This is a genomic window from Burkholderia sp. YHN3-13 (genome assembly GCF_055810675.1).
Genome location: NZ_JBVVNQ010000022.1, coordinates 94,690 through 114,285 on the forward strand (window position 1 = coordinate 94,690; position 19,596 = coordinate 114,285).

Annotated in this window: 18 protein-coding genes and 1 pseudogene; 5 read left to right on the forward strand and 14 right to left on the reverse strand. The window is 63.4% G+C overall.

The window, feature by feature from the left end:
* The first annotated feature begins 45 nt into the window (after positions 1 to 45).
* Both AC0KUR_RS32680 and AC0KUR_RS32685 read left to right on the forward strand, forming a co-directional pair.
* A complete protein-coding gene (locus AC0KUR_RS32680; RefSeq protein ID WP_473376937.1) occupies positions 46 to 1,020 on the forward strand; it encodes an ABC transporter permease in 975 nt (324 codons plus the stop codon).
* 45 nt (positions 1,021 to 1,065) lie between these two features.
* Positions 1,066 to 1,977: an ABC transporter ATP-binding protein gene (locus AC0KUR_RS32685; protein ID WP_049028185.1), complete on the forward strand. Its 912-nt coding sequence runs from the start codon at positions 1,066 to 1,068 to the stop codon at positions 1,975 to 1,977.
* Between the two features lie 29 nt (positions 1,978 to 2,006).
* On the opposite strand, the gene AC0KUR_RS32690 is transcribed toward AC0KUR_RS32685, so the two are convergent.
* The 8 genes from AC0KUR_RS32690 to AC0KUR_RS32725 form a co-directional block, all read right to left on the reverse strand.
* Positions 2,007 to 3,200 (reverse strand): MFS transporter, encoded by a 1,194-nt coding sequence (locus AC0KUR_RS32690; RefSeq protein WP_343728022.1) that lies wholly within the window; start codon positions 3,198 to 3,200, stop codon positions 2,007 to 2,009.
* Between the two features lie 144 nt (positions 3,201 to 3,344).
* Positions 3,345 to 4,772, reverse strand: coding sequence for an MFS transporter (locus tag AC0KUR_RS32695; RefSeq protein ID WP_124609965.1), 1,428 nt, complete (start codon positions 4,770 to 4,772; stop codon positions 3,345 to 3,347).
* 206 nt (positions 4,773 to 4,978) lie between these two features.
* Positions 4,979 to 5,422 carry a type II 3-dehydroquinate dehydratase gene (aroQ, locus tag AC0KUR_RS32700; RefSeq protein WP_034190458.1) on the reverse strand — a complete coding sequence of 148 codons (444 nt, stop codon included), beginning with the start codon at positions 5,420 to 5,422 and terminating at the stop codon, positions 4,979 to 4,981.
* A 19-nt stretch (positions 5,423 to 5,441) separates the two neighbouring features.
* Positions 5,442 to 6,275: a shikimate dehydrogenase gene (aroE, locus tag AC0KUR_RS32705; protein ID WP_059562215.1), complete on the reverse strand. Its 834-nt coding sequence runs from the start codon at positions 6,273 to 6,275 to the stop codon at positions 5,442 to 5,444.
* A complete protein-coding gene (locus tag AC0KUR_RS32710) occupies positions 6,275 to 7,495 on the reverse strand; it encodes a CaiB/BaiF CoA transferase family protein (RefSeq protein WP_034190460.1) in 1,221 nt (406 codons plus the stop codon). The genes aroE and AC0KUR_RS32710 overlap by 1 nt, the downstream gene beginning before the upstream one ends.
* Positions 7,495 to 7,953: a MaoC family dehydratase gene (locus AC0KUR_RS32715; RefSeq protein WP_034190461.1), complete on the reverse strand. Its 459-nt coding sequence runs from the start codon at positions 7,951 to 7,953 to the stop codon at positions 7,495 to 7,497. Before AC0KUR_RS32715 ends, AC0KUR_RS32710 begins: the two co-directional genes overlap by 1 nt.
* A 2-nt stretch (positions 7,954 to 7,955) precedes the next feature.
* Complete coding sequence (locus AC0KUR_RS32720; RefSeq protein ID WP_034190462.1) at positions 7,956 to 8,348, reverse strand: VOC family protein; 393 nt, start codon at positions 8,346 to 8,348, stop codon at positions 7,956 to 7,958.
* Positions 8,345 to 9,295, reverse strand: a complete 951-nt coding sequence (locus AC0KUR_RS32725; protein ID WP_473376938.1) for a ketopantoate reductase family protein — start codon at positions 9,293 to 9,295, stop codon at positions 8,345 to 8,347. The genes AC0KUR_RS32720 and AC0KUR_RS32725 overlap by 4 nt, the downstream gene beginning before the upstream one ends.
* An 81-nt stretch (positions 9,296 to 9,376) precedes the next feature.
* Here AC0KUR_RS32725 and AC0KUR_RS32730 point away from each other — a divergent pair, with 81 nt between their 5' ends.
* Positions 9,377 to 10,309, forward strand: a complete 933-nt coding sequence (locus tag AC0KUR_RS32730; protein WP_034190464.1) for a LysR family transcriptional regulator — start codon at positions 9,377 to 9,379, stop codon at positions 10,307 to 10,309.
* Between the two features lie 129 nt (positions 10,310 to 10,438).
* Here the strand turns inward: AC0KUR_RS32730 and AC0KUR_RS32735 are convergent, their stop codons facing one another.
* The 3 genes and pseudogenes from AC0KUR_RS32735 to AC0KUR_RS32745 form a co-directional block, all read right to left on the reverse strand.
* Positions 10,439 to 12,706 (reverse strand): LamG-like jellyroll fold domain-containing protein, encoded by a 2,268-nt coding sequence (locus tag AC0KUR_RS32735; protein ID WP_473376939.1) that lies wholly within the window; start codon positions 12,704 to 12,706, stop codon positions 10,439 to 10,441.
* Between the two features lie 217 nt (positions 12,707 to 12,923).
* Positions 12,924 to 13,073, reverse strand: a pseudogene (locus tag AC0KUR_RS32740) (integrase core domain-containing protein); the annotation flags it as partial.
* A gap of 127 nt (positions 13,074 to 13,200) precedes the next feature.
* Positions 13,201 to 14,184: a GlxA family transcriptional regulator gene (locus AC0KUR_RS32745; protein WP_473376940.1), complete on the reverse strand. Its 984-nt coding sequence runs from the start codon at positions 14,182 to 14,184 to the stop codon at positions 13,201 to 13,203.
* Positions 14,185 to 14,464: 280 nt separating this feature from the next.
* Here AC0KUR_RS32745 and AC0KUR_RS32750 point away from each other — a divergent pair, with 280 nt between their 5' ends.
* Positions 14,465 to 15,451: an alpha/beta hydrolase gene (locus AC0KUR_RS32750; protein ID WP_124671162.1), complete on the forward strand. Its 987-nt coding sequence runs from the start codon at positions 14,465 to 14,467 to the stop codon at positions 15,449 to 15,451.
* A 209-nt stretch (positions 15,452 to 15,660) separates the two neighbouring features.
* Positions 15,661 to 17,139 carry a catalase gene (locus AC0KUR_RS32755; RefSeq protein ID WP_034190467.1) on the forward strand — a complete coding sequence of 493 codons (1,479 nt, stop codon included), beginning with the start codon at positions 15,661 to 15,663 and terminating at the stop codon, positions 17,137 to 17,139.
* Positions 17,140 to 17,432: 293 nt separating this feature from the next.
* Here the strand turns inward: AC0KUR_RS32755 and AC0KUR_RS32760 are convergent, their stop codons facing one another.
* The 3 genes from AC0KUR_RS32760 to AC0KUR_RS32770 form a co-directional block, all read right to left on the reverse strand.
* Entirely contained in the window at positions 17,433 to 18,254 is an 822-nt protein-coding gene (locus tag AC0KUR_RS32760) for an IclR family transcriptional regulator (protein ID WP_473376941.1), read from the reverse strand.
* 35 nt (positions 18,255 to 18,289) lie between these two features.
* Positions 18,290 to 19,096 (reverse strand): transglutaminase family protein, encoded by an 807-nt coding sequence (locus AC0KUR_RS32765; RefSeq protein WP_473376942.1) that lies wholly within the window; start codon positions 19,094 to 19,096, stop codon positions 18,290 to 18,292.
* An 8-nt stretch (positions 19,097 to 19,104) separates the two neighbouring features.
* Positions 19,105 to 19,596: alpha-E domain-containing protein (locus AC0KUR_RS32770; RefSeq protein WP_473376943.1), on the reverse strand; the 492-nt coding region annotated here is incomplete at its 5' end.

The following is a 19,596-nucleotide window of genomic DNA, read 5'->3' on the forward strand; positions in this document are numbered from 1 at the left end:
GCGGCAGCCGCGCGACCGGTACCCGAAACCGAAATGGAGATTCCCATGACAACGACCCGCAACACGACCGGCTGGCTCGCGGTGCGCCGCGAGCTGACGACGCGCGGCAAATGGACCCTCGGGCTGGCGTCGTTCCTGCTGCCGTTCGCCGTCTGGTGCCTGATCAGCTATGTGCCGTTCGTCTGGCATCCGCAAATGCGCGTGACGAATCCGGGCAGCGTCGACTATTTCCAGACCGGCATGCAGGTCGATCGCGACGTGTTCGACGACGAGCTCGCGCATGCGCGGGCCGCTCACGCCGCGGTGCCCGAAGGCGTGCGCGCGAATCCGGTCTACCTGCCGGCGCCGCATCAGGTGCTGCGTGCGTTCTACACGGCGTTCACGACGCCGCCGGCCTCCCGCGACGGCGTATGGCTGCACGAGAGCCTGTGGCACAGCATCCGCATCATCTTCTGGGGCTTCGTGATCTCGTCCGCGATCGGCGTGCCGCTCGGCATCGTCTGCGGCACCTTCAGCGCGCTCGCGCGGCTGCAGGAGCCGTTCCTGGAGTTCTTCCGCTACCTGCCGGCGCCGGCGTTCGGCGCGCTGATGGTCGCGATACTCGGCATCTACGATGCGCCGAAGATCGCGATCATCGTGATCGGCACGCTGTTCCAGCAGGTGCTGATCATCGCGAATACCACGCGCAAGCTCGAATACGGGCTGTTCGAGGCCGCGATGACGCTCGGCACGAAGAGGCTGAAGCTGCTCACGCATGTCGTGATTCCGGGCGTGCTGCCGGACCTGTATCGGGATCAGCGGATCCTGCTCGGCTGGGCATGGACCTACCTGATCGTCGCCGAACTCGTCGGCACCAGTTCCGGCATCACGTGGTACATCAGCCAGCAGGCGCGCTACCAGCATTTCGACAACGTGTATGCGGCGATCCTGATGATCGGGATCATCGGCCTCGGCACCGACATCGTGCTTGGGCTGCTCGGCCGCCGGTTCTTTCCGTGGGACCGCACGCTCAAGGCGTGACATCCGTTGACGCAACCCCATCGACCGTTTCTCGCAGAGGGCATCATGCAGAACCCCCAGGCCGTTCCCGATTACCTGGTTCAATCCGACGCGGTGCGCGAGCGCTTCGCGCGGCTGAAGGCCCGCGACGTGATACTCGACGTGCGGCACGTCGGCAAGCGTTTCGCGACGCCGCAAGGCGAATGCATCGCGCTCGACGACATCAGTTTCCGCACGCACCGTCGCGAGTTCGTATGCGTGATCGGCCCGTCCGGCTGCGGCAAGTCGACGTTGATCCGCATCCTGGCCGGGCTCGAGGCGCAGTCGAGCGGCGAGGTGCTGCTGGACGGCAAGCCGGTGCAGGGGCCGGGCGCCGATCGCGGGATGGTGTTCCAGGGCTATACGCTGTTTCCGTGGCTCACGGTGAAGAAGAACGTGATGTTCGGCCTGCGCATGAACGGCAGCAGCAGCGGCGAGGCCGAGCGCGAGGCGCTGCAGTGGCTCGATCTCGTCGGGCTGACGCGTTTCGCCGACGTGTATCCGCATCAGTTGTCGGGCGGCATGAAGCAGCGTGTGGCGATTGCCCGCGCGCTCGCGAACCGTCCGCGGATCCTGCTGATGGACGAACCGTTCGGTGCGCTCGACGCGCAGACGCGGGCGCGGATGCAGGCGCACCTGCTCGACATCTGGCGCAACATCGACGTGACGATCCTGTTCATCACGCACGACCTCGACGAGGCGATTTTTCTGGCCGACCGGATCCTGGTGCTGAAAGCGAACCCCGGCGGAGTGCAGGAACTGATCGAGGTGCCGGTGCCGCGGCCGCGCGACCTCTCGCAGGTCAATACGCCCGAGTTCATCGCGACGAAAGCGCGGCTCGAGGCACTGATCCATCCGAAGGAGGCCGTCACGGCGGAAGACGAGGGTGTCAAGCCGCACATGATCCGGATGACGGACGTTTCGGACAACGTCGAGTAGCGGCGAGCGTGCCGCGACATGTCACGCGGTCACGCGCTTGCGTGGTTGATCCGGGGCAGCCATGCAAACGCGATCGTCACCAGCGTCACGCCCACCACGAGCATCGGCACCACCATGGGCCACGCGCCCAGGTGATAGCGCGGATCGGTGAAGCTCGCTGCCGTCTGGCCCGCGCTGAACGCGAAGAACATCATGATGAAGCCGGACCAGGAGACGGCGCGGCCTGCAAGGTGGGGCAGGCCGCTGACCGCCCCGGCCTGCCCGCACGGCTGATGGATGCCGTGGCCGAGGCAATACACGCCATGCCCGACGAGCAGCGGCCAGATGCTGCCGGGAAGCAGCGCGCACCCCAATGCCTGGATCACCGCGCCGGACAGGCTCAACGTCGCGCCTTGTCGTACCGTTCGCAACATGCTTTGGCGGCGCAGCAACACGCGGCAGCCAAACGTACTCAGCACGTAGACGAGCGTCCCGGTTGCCGGTATCCAGCCATAACGCTGGGGCGAGATGCCGAGCTGCCCGATGTAGATCGTCGGCGACAGCAGCAGAAAGCAGAACATGCCGGTGTACGTCGACGCGGCCAGCAGCGTCCATACCCTGAACGGGGCATTGCCGAGTATCTCGCGCACCTCCCGGGTCGAGTTCCGGCTCGGCGGGCTGCGCACGAAGCTTTCCTCGAAGCCGTACCAGCACATGACGAGCAACCCGAACGCATACACGCTCATCCCGGCGAGCACCCATCGCCATCCGGCTTGCTGGGCGACATACGCACCGAGGAGCGGGGCGAGGAACGCCATCATCCCCATCCCCATGAAACCGCGCGCCATCACGTACGGACCGTCGCCCGCCGAATACCGGTCGCGCACCGTCGCACGCGCGCATACCAGTATCGCGGCCATGGCCAGCCCCTGCATCGCGCGAGCGGCCACCAGCATCGCCGCGGTCGAGGCCAGCGCAGCGGCCAGCGCGGTCAGCGCATAGAGCGCAAGGCCGGTCAGCAGCACGGGGCGGCGGCCGAACCGGTCGGCAAGGCTGCCCATCGGCAATTGCCCGACACCGAATATCAGCGCGAAAACCGTGAGGCTGACACTGGCGGAGCCCAGCGTGGCGGCGATTTCGGGCAGCGCCGGCAGGTAACTGTCGGTCGCCACCGGCTGGGCCGCCAGCAGAAGCGGCAACATGAGCGCGAAGTTCAGGCGAGCGGGTCGCGTGGTGTCCGGCATGGCGGTTTTCGACACGGTATCGGGCATCGAGCTTCGAATAAGGGCAGCGGTTACGCAAGGTTGCTCGTGCGGCGAGGGCGGCCGCGGCGAGCTGAAATGGCTGGACGGAAGGGGCGCCGAACCCGACGCCCCGCCGAACGCCGGTTAGCCGCCGACGGATCCGGGCACGGGTTCGCGCACGACGCGATCGTGCGACAGTGCCTCGGCGCGCAGCAGGTCGTATTCTGCCTTGCCGACCGGTTGCGCGTTCGCTCGCCCCAAATCGTTCAAATGGACGCGACTGGTCTCGCGTGCGCTCCAGGCCGCGAGCGACGCGATCATGGTGATGCCGAACGCGATCGCACCGACGATCAGCCAGACGTGATGGGCACCCGGCGGCGCGACCGCGGTGAACAGCGCGGGCAGCATCGCCGTGGCCGCGGTACCGAGGTTCTGCGCGATGGCCATCGCCGAGACGCGCGTGCGGGTCGGGAAGAGTTCCGGGTAAAAGGCGGGAAATACCGCGTTGTAGCCCTGGTACACCACGCCCCACATCAGCATCGACATCACGAAGGCGAGCGGCACGTTCCGGATGCTGATCGCATACAGGTAGGCGAACGCGAGCAGCCCGGCGGCCAGCGAGCCGACGATGATCGGCGGCCGGCGGCCGACGCGGTCGGACAGGTTGCCGACGAACGGGATCACGATCATCGCAACGATATTGCCCATCACCGTGATCCAGAGATAGACATCCTTCTGGAATCCGATTCCATACGCCGGCTGGACCGCATAGGCCGCGCCGAAGATCGTGGCGACGACCGGAATCACGTTCATCATCGACATGCAGGCCACGCGCAGCATGTCGGGAAAGTGGTGCCTGAAAGCGTCGGCCACCGGCGAGCCGGCTTGCGACCGGTTGCGCACCGCTTCGTCGAAGGCCGGCGACTCGTCGACCTCGCGGCGAATGATCAGGCCCGCGACGATGACCAGCGCACTCAGCAGGAACGGAATGCGCCAGCCCCAGCTGTCGAATTGCGCGGACGGCATGTAGTAGGCGAGCGGCAGGAACACGGCGGCGGCCAGCACTTGCCCGGCCTGCACGCCCTGCAGCGTGAAGCTGACGAAGTAGCCGCGCCGGCCGAACGGCGCGTGCTCCAGGATCATCGAGCTCGCGCCGGTGATCTCTCCGGCCACGGCGAAACCCTGCAGCAGGCGAAGCGTCACCAGCAACGCGGGCGCGATCAGCCCGGCTTGCTGATAGGTCGGCAGGAGGCCGACGCCGACGGTCGAGATGCCCATCAGGAACATGCAGAACAGCAGGACGGTTTTCCGTCCGCGCGTATCGCCGAGGTGGCCCAGCACGAACGCGCCGATCGGGCGGGACACGTAGCCGACGCCGTAAGTGGCCAGCGACGCGATGATGGCGGTGGTGGGGCTACCGTGCGGAAAGAATATCTGCGGGAAGATCAGCGCCGATGCCGTGGCGTAGATGAAGAAATCGTAGTATTCGAGCACCGATCCGATCCAGCCGCTGATGGCGGCTTTTCTCGATTGGTGCCTGCCCCTGGGCTCGTCTCGCAAGGTCGTGGTCATCGTCGTCTCCGGATATTGATATGCGTGCCGGGCAAGGCGGGTGATGCGCGGCGTCGTCACTGCCCGATGTGTCGACTCCGTCGTGCGACCAGACCGCGGCCCGTCGATACGGCGCGCGGCGAGCACGCGCGGTGCGCAACGCCGCGCGCTGGCGACGGCTGCGCATGCGCGTCGGTCCCGCATCGGCAGCCGATGCGGGAATCGGCTTATTCGTCGCCGAGCGCCGAAACCGCGGCCCTCAGTGCGAGCAGATAGCTTTGGACCCCGAACCCGCAAATCTGCCCGCTGACGATCTCGGCCAGGACGGAGTGATGCCGGAACGGCTCGCGTGCATGAATGTTGGACATGTGCAGCTCGACGATCGGGCACGTGAGGATCGCCAGGGCATCGCGAATGCCGTAGCTGTAATGCGTCCATGCGCCCGCGTTGATCAGCACCGCGTCCTGGCGTTCCTCGAAAGCGCGATGGATGCGCTCGCACATCGCGCCTTCGCCGTTGGTCTGGAACGACTCCACCTGCACGCCCAGTTCCGTCGCCAGCGCTTGCAGCCGCGCATCGATCTGCGCGAGCGTGATCGTCCCGTACTGCGCGGGATCGCGCTTGCCGAACATGTTGTGATTGATGCCGTGCAGCATCAGGATCTTCTTCATGCGAATCTCCGTCGCGGGTTCAATCAAAGGGCACGGCCAGGCGATCGATCACCGCGCTGGTCTGCGGGCGTACGCCGCGCCACCACGCGAATGCTTCGGCCGCCTGCTCGACCAGCATGCCGACGCCATCCGCGATCCCGTGGACCCCTGCGTTTTTCGCGAGCCGCAGAAACGGCGTCAGACGCTTGCCGTATGCCAGTTCGTAGGCCGTGCCGGCCGGGCTGAACACGCTCGGCGGGACCGGCGGCAGGTCGCCGGTCAGGCTGGCCGACGTCGCGTTGACGACCAGGTCGAAACGCCCCATCCGGGCGAGGTCCGCGTAGCCGCTGGCGACGAGCGGACCGCGTCCGGCGACCTGCTCCGCCAGTGCGCGCGCCTTGTCGACGTCGCGATTCGCGATGACCAGTTCGGCCGGTCCCGCTTCGAGGAACGGCAACAGCGCGCCGCGCGCCGCGCCGCCTGCGCCGAGCACCAGTACACGCTTGCCGGCCATCGGCAGGTTGAGGTTCGCTTCGATGTCGCGCACCAGCCCGATGCCGTCGAAGTTGTCCGCCAGGATGCGGCCGCCGTCGAACTTGAGCGCGTTGGCCGCGCCCGCCAGCCGCGCCCGCTCGCTGCGTTCGTCCGACATCGCGAACGCGTCGAGCTTGAACGGCGCGGTGACGTTGATGCCTTTGCCGCCACCCTCGAAAAACGCCCGAACCGCGGCCGCGAACGCGCCTGCCGGCGCGACGGGCCCCTCGATCGCCGTATAGCTGATGTCCTGCCGCGTCTCCTTCGCGAACAGCCCGTGAATCAACGGGGATTTCGTGTGCCCGATCGGATTGCCGATCACCGCGTATTGGTCGGTCATCATTGGCTCGCTTTTGAATAGAGGACGCCGTCGGCCTGCATCGCGTCGATCTCGGCCGAATCGAACCCGAGGGCGCGCGCGACTTCCGCGTTGTGCTGCCCGAGATCGGGCGCGACGTCGCGAATCGTCGTGTCGCAATCGGAAAACCGGAACGGCAGGTTGGGCAGGCGCAGCGTCCCGTAGCGCGGATGCTGTTGCTCGACGACCATGCCTCTGGCCTGGATCTGCGGATCGTTCAGCACTTCGTCGATGCGCTGCACCTTCGCGCACGGCACGTCGATGCCGTCCAGCAGGTCCAGTACCGACGCGACGGAGCGCGCGGCCACCCACGGCTCGACGACCGACAGAATCTCCGCGCGGTGCGCGTTGCGCCCGACGCTGTCGTGGAAGCGCGTATCGGCGCCGAAATCCGCCGGCCCGCCGTGCGTCGCGATCAGCTCGGCGAAGCGTTTCCACGCGTCGTCGACTTGCGCGGCGATCACGAGATCGCCGTCCGACGCGCGGAACACGCCGTAGAGCGTCGAGGTCGGCATGTCGTGCCCGGTCTGCTCGGGCAGCACGCCCTGCAGCGTGTAGCACTGCACCGCATATTCGTGCATCGATACCAGCGTGTCGTACAGCGCCATGTCGATGTGCTGCCCGCGGCCGCTCTTCACGCGCCCCAGCAGCGCGGCGTTGATGGCCGCGACCGCATGGATGCCGGTGTACATGTCGCCGAGCGAGATGCGCAGCAGCGGCGGCCGTTCGCCCGGCGTGCCGACCATCTGCATGATCCCGCTCTTGGCCTCGGCGATCAGCCCGAAGCCCGCGCGATGCGCATCGGGGCCGGTATGCCCGTACGCTGAAATCGAACAGTAGACGAGTCCCGGATTGCGCGCCGACAGTTCGTCATAACCGAGCCCGAGCTTGTCCAGCGCGCCCGGCCGATAGTTCTCGATGAACACGTCGGCGGAGTCGCACAGCCGCTGCATGAATGCCTTGCCGCGCGCGTCCTTCATGTTGACGCTCACGCCGCGCTTGCCCATGTTGAGCTGCAGGAAGTAGCCGCTTTGCTGGTCGTCGAGCACGGTCGCGTGCTGCCGTCCGGCGTCGCCCGACCCGGGGCGCTCGACCTTGATGACTTCGGCGCCGAGCGCCGCCAGACAGCGTCCGACATACGGCCCGGCAAGGAAGTGGCTGTAGTCGACGACGCGAATGCCTTCGAGTGGGCGAGCCTGCATTACAGTGCCTCCGGGCGGCGCGGCACCATCAGGCGGTGCTCGCCGTGTTGAACGACCTGACCGTCCTGATTGATCAGCTCCGACGGCAGCACGACGATGCCCCAGCCCGGGCGACTCTTGCTCGCCCGCATCGAGCCGACGCGAAACTTGACGTGAAGCACGTCGCCGACCTTGATCGGCAGCAGGAAATCCCAGGTCCAGCCGAGCGACATGCCCGGCAGAAAGCGATAGTCGCTCTGCGTCTTCAGGCCGTCGGCGATGGACAGGCCGAACAGCCCGTGCGCGACGAGGCAGCCGAAGTGGCTGGCGTTCGCGTATTCCTCGTCCACGTGGACGGGCGTATGGTCGCCGGTGAGGTCGGCGTACGCGAGGATGCGCGCCTTGGTCACGGTGTAAGTCGGGCTCGTGCACGTGTCGCCCTCGCGGGCGTCGTCCCAGTATTTTTCGACGATCGTCATGGTCATGCCTCCGCGCGCGGGTTGATCGCCAGTGCCTGCGCGACGCAGGAAGCCGGCCTGGCCTGGATCAGTTCGACCGCCAGCCCGTCGGGCAGGCGAAGCCAGTTCCGTCCCTGCGGCATTTCCGTCACGCCGAATCGTTGTGCCGCGGCCAGCGCGGCCTCCAGGTCCTCGCACATCACGCCGAGATGGGCGAGGCGGCCTTCCGGGCCGTCGTGTTCCGGCGCGTGGATGAACTGCAGGCCGCCGAGCGTCCAGTACTGCCGCGGCGCGTCGAGCGTGCCGTCCACTTCGCGCAGGGTCATGCCGAGCACGTCCTCGAAGAAACGGATGTGCCAGCGGATGTCCTTCACCCAGATCGCTACGTGTTCGAGATAGGCTTTCGGGACGCTCATGCCGCGGTCTCCTTCCGTTGGCGGTCGGCCATCGCGCGTTCCAGCCCCTTGATGCAGGCGACGAGCGTGGCATTGACCGGGGTCGGCACGCCGTAGCGCTGCCCCCAGCGCACGACCGAACCGTTGATGAAGTCGATTTCGGTGATCGAGCCCTTCTCGAGGCTTTGCAGCATCGACGTCTTGAAGCTCGCGGGCAGCCCCTCGGCGGCCAACGTCCATGCCTGCTCGGGATCGGTCATCGACAGCTTCACGCCCGCCGCCTGGGCGGCCGCGATCGCCTCGGCCACGGCCGCGAGCGACGTCGCCTTCAACAGCGGCTCGTCGTAAAGCTGCCCGTAGGTGAGGCCGGTCAGGCCGGTCAGCGCGCCCGTCGCGACATTCACCAGCAGCTTGTCCCACATCGTGCCGACGATGTTGTCGCTGATCGTCGTGGCGAGGCCCGCGGCATTGAACGCGGCGGCGATTGCCTCGACGCGCGGCGTGATGCGGCCGTCGAGTTCGCCGATATAGGTGTATTTGCCGATCACGCCGGATTCGATGTGACCCGCGCCGCGCAGCACGCCGCCGACGTAGGTCTTGCCCGCGAGGACGCGCTCGCGGCCGACGACGTCGATCAGGATGTCCTCGTGTCCGAGGCCGTTCTGCAGCGACAGCACGGCGGTATCGGGCCCCACCAGCGACTGGGCGCCGCGGATGGCCGCATCGGTGTGGAACGACTTGACCAGCACGACCACCAGGTCGGCCACGCCGACATCGGCAGCCCGCGTCGTCGCGTGGACCCGTACGTGGCGGGTGCCGCCGGTATCGTCGACGCGCAGGCCGTTATCGCGCATCGCATCGACGTGCGCGGGCGAGCGGTCGATCAGCCAGGTCTCGTGGCCACCTTGGGTGAGGGTGGTGCCGATCGCGCAGCCCAGTGCGCCGGCCCCCAGAATCGCTATTTTCAATGGCTTCTCCTTGACGTATGGCGTCACGATAGGAGTCGCCGCTCATGCCGACAATGCAATGGATACAATGTCGTCATTGCCATGGACAATAACGCCACGATGCCCGCCGACCTGCCCGACCTGAAGCTGCTTCAGCTTTTCGATCTCCTGTACGACGTGCGCAGCGTCACGCGCGTCGCCGAGCAACTGGGTCAGAGCCAGCCGACGGTCAGCATCTGGCTCGGGCACTTGCGGGAACATCTGCACGATCCGCTGTTCATTCGCACGCCCGGCGGCATGGCGCCGACCCCGCAAGCCGACGCGCTGATCGGGCCCTGCCGGGAAATTCTCGAATCCCTGCGGCGCTTCACCGCGTGGGAGATCGCGTTCGATCCCGCGACGGCCCAGCGACGGTTTCGCATCTGCATGACCGACGCGAGTCACGTCACGCTGCTCCCGCGGCTGCTGGCCCATGTCCGCGCGCAGGCGCCCGGCGTCCGGCTGGAAGCCGCACGGATCGACGGCAATACGGAACGCGCGCTCGAATCCGGCGAAGCCGATCTCGCGATCGGCTACGTGCCGTGGCTGGGCGGCGGTATTTATCAGCAGAAACTGTACGACCAGGACTGGGTCTGTCTGGCCAACCGGCATCATCCGAGGATTCGCGGCCGCCTCGGCGCGAAGCAGTACCGTGCCGAAGGCCATGTCGCCATTACGGGGGGAACGGGGGCGCAACTGCTCGAACAGGCGCTGCGGCAGGCGCGCATCGAGCGAGACGTCGTGCTGGAGTTGCCGGGTTTCCTGGGTTTGGGTGCGATCGTCCAGACGACCGACCTGATCACGACGTTACCGCGCCATATCGGCCAGACCCTGGCTCAGGCGAGCGATCTGGCGGTTCATGCCTGCCCGATCCCGGTCGAAGGCTTCGCGGTTCGGCAGCATTGGCATGCGCGCTATCACCACGAGGCCGGCAATCGATGGCTGCGCGGTGTCGTGATCCGGTTGTTCGGTGCATCGCATCCGTCCACGGCGTAGGGAAGTGCGCGTGTTCGGCGGTGCCTGGAGACCGAACGTCACCGCCGGACGGCAGCCACGAACGGCACGACCGGTTCTCGATGCACCGATCGTGCCGCCGTGTGGCCGGACGGCGTGCGCTGGCCGGCCTCAACCGTTCATCAGCGCCACGATCTGCGCGGCGCCAAGCGCGCCGCGGTAAATGCGCAGGTCCTCGAGCAGGCCGTTGAAGGTCGAGACGGGGTACTGCGATTTGCCGAGCCAGTTATGCGTGAGACCGCCGAGCCGGAACGGCGCGAGAAACATGCCCGTGTTGCCGGCGACCGGCTTGCCGTTCATGTAAAGCGTCGCCGTCGGGCCGGCGAGCGTGACCGCCACGTGCACCCATTGCTTGTCCGGCATCGTCGGTGCGTCGACCATCTGGTCGCCGAACCCGTTCACCGCGATCGCGAAGCGCATCGACTGATTGTCGGTGCGCCAGTCGGTACGCGGCATCAGCGTGACGTAGCTGCCGAAGCGGCCGCTCAGGTCGAGAATCGGCGCCCAGCTTTGCCCGCGGTCGTTCCAGTACACCCACACCGCGATCGTGAAATCCGCTACGTCGGACAGAATCTCGCCCGCCAGTTCGACGTACGCGCCGGCTCCGTTGAGCGACACCGCATGGGTGCGGCGTCCCGGGGCCCATGTCGCCCCGTTCAGCGTGCCGTGGTGGCCGTTGCCCGACCGGTCGGCGGCCGTGAGGCCGCTGCCCTCATCGAACGTCAGGTGCGCGAGCAACAGCGTCGAGGTTGCCACCTTCACCTCGTTCGACGCGTCCGATTCGCCCGCCGGCGTTTGCGCCGTGACGACATAGAAGTACGTGCCGGGCCCGGGCGGCGTATCGGTGTGCGTCAGCCAATCGGTTACGCTGGTGCGGAGGGTGGTGTACGGCCCCCCGGCGAGCGTCGCGCGCTTGACGTTGTAGCCGCTCGCATTGCTGCATCCCCACCAGGACAGCACGACCTTGTTCGCGCTTACGTAGCCCGTGAGGCCGCTCGGCGTCGGGGCCGGTGCGCCCGGATCGCGCGTGCACGTGAGCGTGCCGTAGCCGAGCTGGTCGTAGCCGCCGCTGGCGCTGCCGTAGTTGCCGCCGCCGCCTTCCGGCGCAACGAATTCGGCAAAGCGTTGCGTGTAAGGTGCCGCGAGACCCTTTCGATTGATGTAATGGTTTGCCACCAGGGCCCAGCAAGGGCGGCCGCCGCCTTGCGAACCGGTCGCGAACGCCGTTTGCGTGACGTCCACGTTCTGGTAGGTGGCGAACGGCACGGGGAAGAACGAGCCGTCCGCCTGCTTGAGGTTCGACTTCGCCACGTATTCGGCGCCCGCCAGGAAGCGGTTGTTGTCGTAACCGTACAGATCGATGCCCTGATTCCACGCCATCTCGCAGATCGCGCCGGTCAGCGCGATGCCGAGCTGGGTATGGCCCTGGTCGCGGCCGGCTTCCTGCCATTGGCCGAGGTAACCGGGGTGTACGAAATACACGGCCATGCCGATACTGCCGTTGCCGGCGCCGTTCTTGAAGTACGAGACGGCATCGTCGACGATATCCGCGTTGTCGCACAGTACGCCGATGGCCAGCATCGACGCGAGGTTGCACAGTTCCCAGTTGGCCCAGTAATGCGTGCGTTGGCGGTCGACGGGGCGGTGCAGGAACCCGTGGTTGATCGGATGGAAGACGTCGAGCATCATCTTCTGAAACGCGGCGAGGCCGCCGGCACTCCAGCCGTCGTAACCGCGCATCATCTCGCCCACGTTCGCGAATTCGTAGCCGTAGATGCCGGCAGCCAACGCCACGTTGCTGTTGCCGCCGAGCGCCGTGAGCGTCGACGACCACCTGTCCAGGTACTCCACCGCCTTGTCGCCGTGACGCTTGTCACCCGATACCCGCCAGCACAGTGCATGGCCATAGGCGAAGGCGATGTCGCCGTAGAGGATCCAGTAGTTCTCGTTGCTCCCGCCGCGCCTGATCTCGGGCTGCGGGTTCGGGACGCTCGTCAGGCGGGTATGGAAGTTGGAGAGAAGCAGGTTCCAGCTGTCGATCCACGGGGAAGCATGTGCGCCGACCTTGGCGCGCATGCGTGCGAAATCCGCTTCGGTATGCAGTAGGCCGGGATGGGAAAAGGTGCGGATTCGAGCGGCGCCGGTCGACGGCGTACCGCCCTCGCTACCGTTCGATACGGGCACGGTGCCCGACGACTGACCGCTACTGGCCGGCGCTGCGCGCACGCCCTCGGCAAACGCGTTTTCACTGTCTCCGCCGCATCCTGCCAGAAGCGTTGCACTGAGTCCCATCAGGAAATGGCGCCGCGCAATGTTTTCGATGATACCGAGCCCGGCGACTTCCTCCGATAAGGGTGTCGCCGTGTCCTTGTCTCTCATGTATGGACTCCTTTTCTTTTGATGTAATCGAATTGTTAGTGAATGTGCTAACTGTTCCGTATTTCATTATGAGCGGCTGGGTATTCTATCCAGCAGGGCAGGGGGGCGATCAAGAGGTAAATAACGAATTCACTGATGACATGTGTTTGTCATGTCGGCGACGTAGCGGCATCGAGACGCGCGGGGACGTTGATCTGCGGCGGGATTTTGTAGCCAATCAGGCAGTGAGTCTCGCGTCGATATTGTCGGAATCCAGCCAGGCTCGACGGACCGTGGCCGGAGGTTGGTAGCGATGAGCGCGGTGGGGCCTGCGCTCGTTATAGAACTGCCGCCAGCGTTCGATGAGCATCCTGGCATCGGCGCGGCTGCAGGCCGTCGATTACCAGCATCTGCTCGTCGATAAATCGCTTCTTCATCGAGTCCTCCTCGTCCCTGGGATAAAAGAGAACTCACTTGCTGGATGGCTACAAGAAACGTCTCAGGTCACCCGGCCTTTATCGTGGTCGAAACTTATCTCGATATATGTTAGGAAGGACTCCAGTTATTTTCCGAAATATTTTCCTGAAGGCCGATGAATCTGAATATCCAATCGACCAGGCAATATCGTTGATTGTTTTATTCGTGAGCTCCAGTTCCTCGCGCGCCTTCATGATGCGGATCTGCTGAATATATTCAGTAGGACGCATCCCGGCCGCCTTCGTGAAGCGGCGTATGAATGTTCGCTCCGTGAGATGTACTCGAGCAGCGAGATTTTGGATGGAATGATCTTGTGCCGGATGGGCATGCATATGATGTTGTGCACGGACTATTTCCGTGTCGCCGTGATCGAACCTTGGTGAGAATGTGCGAAACGCGAGTTGGTCTCGGCGCGGTGCGTCGCTCAATAGGAAGCGTGCGGTCGAAAGCATTACGGCCGGTCCCATCAATTTCGAGACAAGCGCCAATCCAAGATCAGTCCAGGCAAGGATGCCTCCAGCTGTAATGACGTCACCGTCGTCTATCACCATATCGTGTGTTACGAGATCAATCTCAGGAAAGCGGCTTGAGAGCAAGTCTACAAAGGCCCAATGAGTCGTAGCTGTTCGACCATTCAGTAGACCGGTTTGTGCCAGAACGAAGGCGCCGGCACATACGGAGCACACTGTCACTCCCTCAGCATGACGGGCCTTCATCCATGAGGCGATTACAGGTGTCAAGGGCATTCTGTCGGGCATAACAACGCTCGGCGGAAGGATAACGTGTGTTAGCCGATGGTCTTGCTCAGGGTGGCTGTCCCATACGCAGGAAACAGTGCCCAGGGCCGTATCGAACTTCCAATGCGATACCCGAATGTATCGCCCGCGAAGCGCAGCGCCGAGGTGGGTGGACCACTCGGTCGCGATCCTAAACAGGTCTGTCAGTCCGTGAATTGCCGCCATCTGACAGTCCGCATAGATCAGTAGACCAACTTCTGCCACTTGTTCAGGAGCAGCACTCATTTTGTCAGATTCGACTCTATTTTTGGCAGTATTAACGCGTCCCATCTTGATGTCCCTCACGTAGAATTTTTGACACCACACCGGACTTCTTTCTACCTGGACCCACCGAGTGACGAAGCAAAGTGGACGGGGCGTAGACGAGCATGACGCAAAGATTCTACCTCCTCTTGGACTAAGTCTGGTTGGTCTTGTCGACCGATTTTGGTCGGCTCGGCGAGTGCGGTGTCATCCTTGCGCCGATGCGTGAGGGATACAGAACGTCGTTTCAGGAGTTCATAAAATGAGTACTACCAAGCAGGAATCCATCCCTCTTCCGCCCACACCGTATCTTGAGTCCGCAGCTCGTGCGCTCTGCGACGCTACGGATCCGCATCCCCGCATCTATGAAGTGCCGCCCGAACGTGGCCGAGCAATTCTTCGTGATCTGCAGAGCGGGAAAAACGTTGATCGACCGGATGTCGAAGAGCAATGGGTTACCATCGATGCCGGAAAGTGGGGGAAAGTGCCCACTCGCATCATTCGACCGATTGGCGCTACCGCGCCGCTGCCTGTTGTCTTCTATATCCATGGTGCTGGTTGGGTATTCGGCGACGACAAGACGCATGACCGACTGTTTCGTGAGCTTGCTGTCGGAGCGGGGGCGGCCGGCGTATTCCCGGTCTACACAAACGCCCCCGAGGCTCGATATCCGACGCAAGTCGAGCAAAACTATGCGGTCGGTCTCTGGCTTGCCCAGAATGGCGCGAAGTACGGTCTGGACACGTCGCGCGTTGCAGTAGCGGGGGAATCCGTGGGTGGCTGCATGTCTGCTGTTTTCGCGTTGATGAACAAAGAGCGCGGCGGGCTCAAACTCAAGGCGCAGGTACTTCTCTACCCCGTCGCCAATGCCGATTTCGAGACGGCGTCGTACGTTCAGTTTGCCGAGCACTGGTATCTCGCTCGCGATGGCATGAAATGGTTCTGGGACCACTACTCCGATCCGGCACAGCGAACCGAGCACCACGCTGCACCGCTTCAGTCGACCTTGCAGCAACTCGAAGGACTCCCGACTACGCTCGTGATTACGGCGGAAGCGGACGTGCTGCGTGACGAGGGCGAGCATTACGCGTCGAAACTCCGCGAAGCGGGAGTCGACGTGACTGCAGTCCGTATTGCCGGCACAACGCACGACTTCATGTTGCTCGATAGCTTGCGCGACACAAGAGCGGCGAATGTCGCTCGTAAGCTCGCGATCGATGCTCTTAAGACCGCGCTTCATTCCAAGTAATGCCGACGCCGCCACAGTATTTCGGTGCCCGGCGCGGCGCTGGTGTAGCTGAGGCGGCGTTGCAATCATGGCGCGTCCGGGGCGAGTCCTCATTGCTCAAGGACCGGCACCGTGGTTGGTCTGTAGTTCGCTATGGCAGCTGTCGTCAATCTTGATGTACGGGTGTCACGGTGTCGTATGCATTCGATCTCTGTAAGGGAAAGCAGATTATGAGTAGCAGGAAGGTTTTCACGAACGCCACTGGCGCGCCCGTAGCAGATAACACCAACATTTTGACCGCCGGCCGGCGTGGACCAGCGCTTCTGGAAGATGTCTGGTTGATCGAAAAGCTCGCTCACTTCGACAGAGAAGTCATCCCCGAGCGACGCATGCATGCGAAGGGATGGGGATGTTATGGGACGTTCACCGTTACCCGTGATGTGACACGTTATACCAAAGCCAAGATTTTTTCGGAGGTTGGGAAGAAAACAGACTTGGTTGTTCGTTTCTCAACCGTGGCAGGGGAGCGCGGCGCCGCCGATGCTGAGCGTGATATCCGTGGTTTCGCAGTCAAGTTTTATACGGAAGAAGGCAATTGGGATATCGTAGGCAACAATACCCCGGTTTTCTTTTTCCGGGATCCGTTGCGCTTCCCAGATCTGAATCATGCGATTAAGCGTGACCCCAGAACGGGGCTCCGATCGGCCAATAGTAACTGGGATTTTTGGTCACTGCTGCCAGAAGCGTTGCATCAGGTGACGATCGTTATGTCTGATCGTGGAATTCCCAGAAGCTTTCGGCATATGCATGTGTTTGGCAGCCATACCTTTTCCATGGTTAATGCTGTCAATGAGCGCGTATGGGTCAAGTTTCACTTTCGTACCCAGCAAGGCATTGAGAACCTGACCGATGAGGCGGCTGCGGCAGTCATCGCGATTGATCGCGAAAGCCATGGTCGCGATTTGTTCAACGCGATCGAGCGCGGTGACTTTCCGAAGTGGACACTTTATATTCAAGTCATGACCGAGGAGCAGGCACAACACCACAAACACAATCCATTCGATCTTACGAAGGTATGGCCAAAGGCGGACTATCCGTTGATCGAGGTCGGTGTAATGGAATTGAACCGATATCCGGAAAACTATTTCGCAGAGATCGAGCAGGTCGCGTTCTCACCAGCCAACATCATTCCTGGCATCGGATACTCTCCGGATCGTATGTTACAAGCTCGACTGTTCTCATACGGTGATGCTCAACGCTATCGCCTTGGAGTGAATTTCAATCAGATTCCGGTCAACGCACCGCGGTGCCCCTTTCATAGCTACCATCGAGACGGTGCGATGCGAACGGATGGAAACCTTGGTGGAACGACGGCGTACCAGCCGAGCACTGAAGGAATGTGGGGAGATCAGCCGGAATTCGCGGAGCCGCCGTTATCGATCGATGGGCCAGCTGGACGCTTCGATCACTATGTTGACGACGATCACTATGAACAGCCTCGCGCGTTATTTCAGTTGATGACTGAGGACCAGAAGCAACAGCTATTTGACAATACTGCCCGAGCCTTGGGCGACGCAAGCACGGTCGTCAAAGAGCGCCACATCGCGAATTGTGCCAAGGCTGACCCTGCATACGGGGGCGGCGTGGCCGCAGCGCTGCTGCAATTAGAGCGCGATAGCGCTATTTCCTTGGATGGCGCTGAACAATAATCGAATTTATACTCGACCCTCCACAGAGGAAACACACTATTTTTTAGTATATTTACTGTTTTTCTGTCCCCGCCCCTATGCCAGGGTTTAATCGGATTTGGGGTGGGTTTTTTTATGTAAATGCTATGATGAAAGTGATGGTCGAATTTCAATCTTGAAAATGCGGTAGATTTTTATGTGTGAAAGTAGGCGGGGGGCGTACTTTGCCGTGTCAGGTGACCCTATGGAGGTTGCGCAATATATTTGCAGCGACTTACCTTCCGCCATGCCGGGCTCCCGCGCAGGGTTTCCCGTCAGCAGGAGGTGTTTTGGGGTATCGACAGATGATCGGCCGTGCGGAGCAAGGCCGCAACGACCTTGTCGACCGTCGGCGCCATGTGCGCGTCGATCCGGCGCATGTACGGACAGGTCAGCACCGCGATCGCATGGTCGGACGACCCGAGGATCGGCACGCTCAGATCGGTCACGCCATAGGCCTGACGGCTGTCCTGGCGCAGGTAGCCGGACTGCCGGATGGACTGGCATGCATACGCGAGTTCCTGCTCGTTCAGCGGCGCCTCGCCCTTGACCTTGCGATGCTCGGCCAGCATGTGCGCGCGTTGCTCGGGGCCCTGGAACGACAGCATCACGCGCCCCGACGCGGTATCGGCGAGCGCGATACGGGAGCCTAGCCGCACGGATACACCCCACGTGCCGGGGCCGTCGACCTGCGCGATCACGAGCAGGTTGCCGCGGTCGTAGACGGTCAGATGGCACGACTGTTCGACCGCATCGGCGAAGCGTTGCATCGGCGGCAACGCATCGGCGATCAGCCGGTTCATCGGCGGATGCCGGTGCGCGAGCGCGAACAGCTTGAGGCCGAGCGTGTAGCGATCGCCGCCGGTCGAACGCATCACGTAGCGGCGTGCGACGAGGCGCTCGAGCATCCGGTAGATCTCGCTCGCGTTGCGGCCGAGTTCCTTCGTGATTTCGGTGCGGGTGAGGCCTTCCTTCTGCTCGGACAGGAGTTCGAGGATGTCGAGTCCCTTGTCGAGCGCCGGGGCGCGATAGCGGTCGATCGCGTCGATCGAATCCGGCAGCTCGAAGTCGGATGGCAGGGCGCGGGTCGTTTGCATCGTCGGTGCGAGTGCCGGGATTTTCGTCGCTCGACTCATCGGGCCGGCAGGGTGACCGCGATGTCCACAGCCAGCGTTTCCGCGCCCGAATTCGACCGGATGCGGGTGACGGGCGCGGCGCTGCAAGCGTCGACGCCGGTCGCCAGCTTCACGTAGTGTTCGTCCGGGCAGAGGTTGTTCGCCGGATCGAAGCCGATCCATCCGAGCGGGTCGACGTAAACTTCAGCCCACGCATGATCAGCGGCTCCGGTTTCGTCATCGTCGCTGATCAGATAACCGGAAGCGAAGCGCGCGGGAAGGCCGAGCCGATGCGCCACGGCGATGAAGACATGCGCATGGTCGCGACATGTCCCGCCGGAACGGATCCATGCCGCCTCCGCATCGGTGGCGTCGTTGCCGTTCTCGACCCCCGATGCGAGGCGATCGTGCACGATGTCCATCAACTCGTGTAGTTGCAGCAGACGGTTCTGCGTGCTCTTCAGGGCCGACGCAAGTTCGATCAGCGAGTCCCCGGGGCGCGTGAGCGGCGATTCGCGCAGGAACAGCCACGGATTGGTTCGATCGTCCGCGGAGCCCAGCACGCCGTCCTTGTTGTGCGTCGTCACTTCGCCGCGTGAAACGATGACGATCTCCGGGTCGTCGTTCGGGCGACGTACCAGGTCGACATGGTTTCCGAATCCGTCGATGTACGACAATTCCGGCTGCCTGTCGTTTGCGAGCAATTCCCAACGTCCGACCGTTTGGCCGGGATTCGACAACGGTCGCAGTCGAAGGCGCTGCAGTGCCTGCGGCAATGGCGTGTCGAAGGTATAACGCAGGGTGTGGGCGATTCCGATATGCATTGCGGTACTCAATCGAAATTGTAGGCCTGGGCGATGTCGAGCCCCAGTTGCTGATTGCGCCGAATGAATCCGGTCAGGAACTCGTGCAGGCCGTTCTTGAAGATGCGTTCGATCGTGCTGTCGGACAGCATCGTGAGCGTCTGCGCGGCGGTGTCGTGGCACGCGTGAGCGGTGCCATGCTCCTTCACGAGCAAGTTGAGGCTCGACATGACGCGCCCGTAGCAATGGCGCAGCGAGCGCGGCATGCGGCCGTTCAGGAGCAGGTAGTCGGCGATGTTCATCGGCTTGTACTTCACGCCGTACACCCAGCGGTACGAGTTGTGCGCTTCGACCGATCGCAGGATCGATTCCCAGTGGTTGGTATCGAGGATCGTGCCGACGTGCGACACCGACGGCAGCAGCAGGTGGTACTTCACGTCGATGATCCGCGCGGTGTTGTCCGCGCGCTCGATGAATGCGCCGATCTGCGCGAAATCGAAGATCTCGTTGCGCAGCATCGT

Excerpts from the sequence above, each read along its gene's own strand:
- AC0KUR_RS32710 (WP_034190460.1), bottom strand. The coding sequence starts at position 7,495 with ATGCAGGCTCGCCCACTCGAAGGCATTCGCGTCGTCGACTACAGCCAC.
- AC0KUR_RS32735 (WP_473376939.1), bottom strand. The coding sequence starts at position 12,706 with ATGAGAGACAAGGACACGGCGACACCCTTATCGGAGGAAGTCGCCGGG.
- AC0KUR_RS32730 (WP_034190464.1), top strand. The coding sequence starts at position 9,377 with ATGGACAATAACGCCACGATGCCCGCCGACCTGCCCGACCTGAAGCTG.
- AC0KUR_RS32765 (WP_473376942.1), bottom strand. The coding sequence starts at position 19,096 with ATGCATATCGGAATCGCCCACACCCTGCGTTATACCTTCGACACGCCA.
- AC0KUR_RS32680 (WP_473376937.1), top strand. The coding sequence starts at position 46 with ATGACAACGACCCGCAACACGACCGGCTGGCTCGCGGTGCGCCGCGAG.
- AC0KUR_RS32750 (WP_124671162.1), top strand. The coding sequence starts at position 14,465 with ATGAGTACTACCAAGCAGGAATCCATCCCTCTTCCGCCCACACCGTAT.
- AC0KUR_RS32690 (WP_343728022.1), bottom strand. The coding sequence starts at position 3,200 with ATGCCGGACACCACGCGACCCGCTCGCCTGAACTTCGCGCTCATGTTG.
- aroQ (WP_034190458.1), bottom strand. The coding sequence starts at position 5,422 with ATGAAGAAGATCCTGATGCTGCACGGCATCAATCACAACATGTTCGGC.
- AC0KUR_RS32760 (WP_473376941.1), bottom strand. The coding sequence starts at position 18,254 with ATGCAAACGACCCGCGCCCTGCCATCCGACTTCGAGCTGCCGGATTCG.
- AC0KUR_RS32720 (WP_034190462.1), bottom strand. The coding sequence starts at position 8,348 with ATGAGCGTCCCGAAAGCCTATCTCGAACACGTAGCGATCTGGGTGAAG.
- AC0KUR_RS32685 (WP_049028185.1), top strand. The coding sequence starts at position 1,066 with ATGCAGAACCCCCAGGCCGTTCCCGATTACCTGGTTCAATCCGACGCG.
- AC0KUR_RS32755 (WP_034190467.1), top strand. The coding sequence starts at position 15,661 with ATGAGTAGCAGGAAGGTTTTCACGAACGCCACTGGCGCGCCCGTAGCA.
- AC0KUR_RS32715 (WP_034190461.1), bottom strand. The coding sequence starts at position 7,953 with ATGACGATCGTCGAAAAATACTGGGACGACGCCCGCGAGGGCGACACG.
- aroE (WP_059562215.1), bottom strand. The coding sequence starts at position 6,275 with ATGACCGACCAATACGCGGTGATCGGCAATCCGATCGGGCACACGAAA.
- AC0KUR_RS32745 (WP_473376940.1), bottom strand. The coding sequence starts at position 14,184 with ATGAGTGCTGCTCCTGAACAAGTGGCAGAAGTTGGTCTACTGATCTAT.
- AC0KUR_RS32695 (WP_124609965.1), bottom strand. The coding sequence starts at position 4,772 with ATGACCACGACCTTGCGAGACGAGCCCAGGGGCAGGCACCAATCGAGA.